This window comes from Micromonospora deserti, from assembly GCF_003236335.1.
Lineage (GTDB): Bacteria > Actinomycetota > Actinomycetes > Mycobacteriales > Micromonosporaceae > Micromonospora > Micromonospora deserti.
This window is the reverse complement of sequence record NZ_POUB01000384.1, coordinates 1-4,363: the sequence shown is the minus strand read 5'-3', so window position 1 is coordinate 4,363 and position 4,363 is coordinate 1. Positions and strand designations below refer to the sequence as shown.

Below are 4,363 nucleotides of genomic sequence, written 5' to 3'. Positions count from 1 at the left end.
GCCTGCGGAACTGGGCGGGCTGCAGCCCGGTGAACGGGAAGATCCACTCCGGGCGAGCCGCCGAGATCACCTGCACCCTGACATGATCCACCATGGACGCCCGACCGAGTTACGAGACGTCCCTTAGCGATCAGAAGCCCTCATCAAGCTTCCAGCGCTGGAACCACGTGCCCCAGGGCGGCACGGCACGGCACACGTCGTCTCAAACTTCGTTGCGTCCACCTGCGCGCGCGGGCATGGCCGGCTCGGCCCGATCTAGCATGATTGTCGCCATGCGCTACTTGATCTCCCACCCCGACGCGTTGGCCGAGCTTGGCGATCTGGACGTCGCGCTGTACGACGGCACTCAACCCATGCCCGAGAATCTCGACAATGTCGAGTTTTATGCGGTTCCGTACGGGATTATTGATCCGCGTTTCTGCGAGCCGATCGCCCGGATGCCCCGGCTCAAAGTGGTGCAGACCGTGACCGCCGGCTACGACCATGTCCTGCCGTACCTGCGGCCCGGCCTGACTCTGGCCAACGGCCGGGGCGTGCACGACGCAGCCGCCGCCGAACTGGCCGTGGCGCTCACCCTTGCCGCCCGGCGCCGGCTGCCGGACTTCGTCCGGGCGGGGGGCGAGGGCCGCTGGGCCTCGGGTTGGTCGACCGGGCTGGCTGACGCCCGGGTGCTGATCGTCGGGTACGGCTCGATCGGCGCCGCGATCGAGCGCCGGCTCGCTGGGTTCGAGGTGGAAATCAGCCGGGTGGCACGGAGCGCCCGCCCCGGCGTACGGCCAGTTTCCGAAATTCCGGAGATGTTGCCACGAGCGGATGTTGTTATCCTGGCCACGCCGCTGACCCCGGAGACCGAGGGCCTGGTGAACAAGGAGTTCCTCGCCAGGATGGCCGACGGCGCCCTGCTGGTGAACGTGTCACGGGGGCGGGTGGTGGACACCGAGGCGCTGCTCGCCGAGCTCAGCGCGGGCCGGCTGCACGCTGCCCTGGACGTCACCGAACCCGAGCCGCTGCCCGCCGACCACCCGCTGTGGTCCGCACCGAACGTCCTGATCAGCCCGCACGTCGGCGGCCTGACCGCCGCGTTGGCGCCCCGGGCCCGCCGGCTGCTGGTCGACCAGGTCCGGCGGTACGCGGCGGGCAAGCCGCTCGCGAACGTCGTTATCGGGCCGTGGTCTTGAAAGCCTGCAACCGTGTCCGGCGTCGGCACGCGAGGTGTCACTACTGTCACCCACTAGGGCCTGAGCTGCTGAAACAGGGGAGGGGGGCGGTGACACCTCGGTGACACCTAGGCCCGAAGCGCGGGTTCCGGTGGGTGCTGGTCGTGCCATAACCGTGCCAGTAGGACATGGCAGGGCCGGGGACTGGCGGGGATTGAGGGAAACTTCCGCGCTCCTGTGCGCGCTTTGCGGCTGCCTGGTCACGATGTGGGCGCGAGATCCCCCTGGCAGTGCGGGGGTCAGGGGTTCGAGTCCCCTCGGCTCCAACCTGAAAGCAGCAGGTCAGTGAAGATCAAGGCGGTTGTGGGCCACGTTGTCAATTCATGGTTCTATGTGGACGTGCACAACGATGTCGGTCTCACCGCCTACCTGGTCAACGAATCACGAGCGCGACGGGAGGAACTGGCGGCCGATCCGCTGGCGAGGCAGTGGATCTCGCCCGAGCAACGGGGCGCGGTCCGCGACCTGTGGGACGAGTTCGCCGCGTCGGTGTACCCCCACGACGACCTGGTCGTGTCACTGCGTGGCCGCATTATCCGGGACACCCTGACCCGGGCCCTGGAGCAGCGCCACGACACCGTGCTGGTGGTGTGCGGCGCCGGTTTCTCCTCGTACCCGTGGCTGCTGCCGTTCGCCGCGGCGATGGAGGTCGACCTGCCCGACATCGTGTCGACCAAGCGGCGCCGAGCCGCCGAGCTGCGGGCTGCCGGGGTGCTCGATCAACGAGAGGTCGAGCACGTCGCGGCGGATCTCAACGACCCGGCGGCACGCCGCGATCTCCTGGACCGCATCCGGCGGTTCGCCGCCGGACGGCCCATCGCGTACGTGGCCGAAGGGCTGGTCTTCTACCTGCCCCCGGAGCACGCCCGGGCGGTCACCGGGCTGGGGGTCTCGGCAGGGCCGGAGACCCTCACGGTGGTCAGCTACTGGCCGCTGGCCGCGGCGGACCATCCCGTGCTGTCGGCGCAACGCCGATGGTTCCGGAAGCGGTCGGTGCCCGAGGACGCCACCTACCTGACGACCGGCGATCTCTCGGCGATCCTCGGCAATCCGGTGGACAACCACAGCCCCGAGGACCTCCAGCGCCGGTACCTCGGTGAGGTCGTGGTACCCGAGACCGAGCTGATCCCGGAGCACGTGGCGGTGGCCGGGAAATGACCGACGTACTGCACGTCCAGACCAGGGCCTACCCCCTGCACTACACCTCGCTCGACCGCACGGTGAAGACCGTGGTGCTGCCCGGGGGACGGGGCGAGGTACACCCCGTCCCGGGAACGCTCGGTTCGGTGGCGTACAACTCCGAGGAGACGCTCGACCTCGATCTCACGGACATCGTCCGGGCTGCGGTCAGCCTGCCCGAGATCACGATCGTCAGCTGTCGGATCCGGATCCTCGCCGCCGGTGCCGTCCTCGTGGCGTACGCCCTGCGCCACACGACCGACCTTCGCAAGCTCGACGTGCACGCCCTGGCCAGCCTCGACGCGACGATCAACCGCAAGCTGCGCGAGGCCGACCGAGCCTTGCTGGGGGACGTGCTGGCCGGCGCGCGGCAGTCCGGGCTTGTCGGGCACGTGGTGGTACCCCCCGGCGGCGGCGCCGCCTCCGACTGGACGGAGGTCGACCCCCGCGCCGTTCGGTACAACTGCCACGTCATCGCGCGGGACCCCGCCTGGGAGCCGGACCGTCGGGTGCCGAGTCTGGTGCTGGGCCCCCGCTGCCAGATCCTGCTGCCCTACACCTATGCCTGGGACGGTGATCCGTCCCCGGACACCATCGACGAGACCCTGGCAATGCTGGAGCCCGCCGACATCGCCGTCGCCCAGCAGTCGGTGCTGGTCGGCGCCAGCGTCGGCGGCCTCCGGATCCTGACCGAACTGGCCCGGGCGACTCCCGGGCGGCTCGAGGGCCCGGAGTTTCGTCGTTTCCTCGACGGCGTCTGGGCCGACTACCACCACCTCGACGCGTACCGGGTCGAGTCGGGCCAGGACCATCGCGCCACATACCTCGCGGCCCGCGAGACCATCGGGCTCGACGGGACCCACGAGCGCGCGGAGAAGCTGCTCAGCCACGTGAACGCCTCGCTGCTCGCCGAATCGTCGCTGCGCAGCGAACGGCTGGACGGGCGGCTCAACCGGGTCGCCGCCGCGCTGACCGTGGTCGCGTCCGCGGCGTTCCTGCTGGACATCGCGGCCTTCCTGCTGCCCGACGTGAGCGGGCAGACGAAGGTGGTGACGGTCTCCGGGGTGACCCTGCTGGCCGCCGGCCTGCTGGGCGCGACGATCTTCTGGTCCCGGGAACGGAACGCCGAGGAGGGACAGCACCCGCAGCGGGAGGCGTGACGGCTGCGAGGCGGTACCTCCAGCTCACGTCGGATGTCCGGACGATGCCGGGTGCCGGTTGCGGCGGGCCGGCACCGCCCCCGCCGGGCCGCCCTGCGAGGTGCGCAACCACCGGGCCGGACGCCGCCGGGAGTGGTGACACAACGTCTCCCACACCTGCGTCACCCCGGCGGGCGTCGGGGAGTTGACCAGCACGGCCGACACCGAGCGGGGGAGTGACCATGGACGACATCACCGGGCTGATCCTCGACGACCACGCCGCCTTCCGGCGCGGGTTCGCCCGGCTGGACGACGCCCGGGACGAGCACGAACTGCTGGCGATCTGGGAGGCGCTCGCCCTGCACCTGGACATCCACGCGGAGGCGGAGGAGGCGATCCTCTACCCGCACCTGGTGCGGCACGGCGAGAACGGTGAGGCCGAGACCGTCGACGCGGTCGGCGACCACAACAAGATCCGGGACGCCATCGCGGAGGCCAAGCTGCACCCGGTCGGCTCGGAGCGGTGGTGGGCGGCGGTCCGGACGGCCCGCCGGGAGAACAGCGAGCACCTCGCCGAGGAGGAGGACGAGGCGCTGCCCGACTTCCGCCGGCACGCCGGCGTCGAGCTGCGGGCCGAACTGGGCCGGCGCTGGCTGACCTTCTATGGCGAGCACAAGAACGGCCGCAACCTGCCCTTCGTCGACAAGGACCCGCGGCGCTACGTCGACGAGCACCGCTGACGGCGGGCGTTCGGCGTGCTCCGCCACCGGGGCGCGCCACCTACGCGTACCACCTGCGCCGCCGGGGCGCGTGCCGGGGGTGCGGGCG

At 70.8% G+C, this 4,363-nt stretch carries 4 protein-coding genes; all 4 read left to right on the top strand.

What is annotated here, in order from left to right; translation table 11 throughout:
• Positions 1 to 272 precede the first annotated feature (272 nt).
• Positions 273 to 1,178, top strand: coding sequence for a 2-hydroxyacid dehydrogenase (locus C1I99_RS29725; protein WP_111137496.1), 906 nt, complete (start codon positions 273 to 275; stop codon positions 1,176 to 1,178).
• 324 nt (positions 1,179 to 1,502) lie between these two features.
• Positions 1,503 to 2,375 (top strand): class I SAM-dependent methyltransferase, encoded by an 873-nt coding sequence (locus C1I99_RS29720; RefSeq protein WP_199562438.1) that lies wholly within the window; start codon positions 1,503 to 1,505, stop codon positions 2,373 to 2,375.
• Positions 2,372 to 3,556 (top strand): hypothetical protein, encoded by a 1,185-nt coding sequence (locus C1I99_RS29715; RefSeq protein WP_111137495.1) that lies wholly within the window; start codon positions 2,372 to 2,374, stop codon positions 3,554 to 3,556. Before C1I99_RS29720 ends, C1I99_RS29715 begins: the two co-directional genes overlap by 4 nt.
• 221 nt (positions 3,557 to 3,777) lie before the next feature.
• Complete coding sequence (locus C1I99_RS29710) at positions 3,778 to 4,275, top strand: hemerythrin domain-containing protein (RefSeq protein ID WP_111137494.1); 498 nt, start codon at positions 3,778 to 3,780, stop codon at positions 4,273 to 4,275.
• Positions 4,276 to 4,363: the final 88 nt, after the last annotated feature.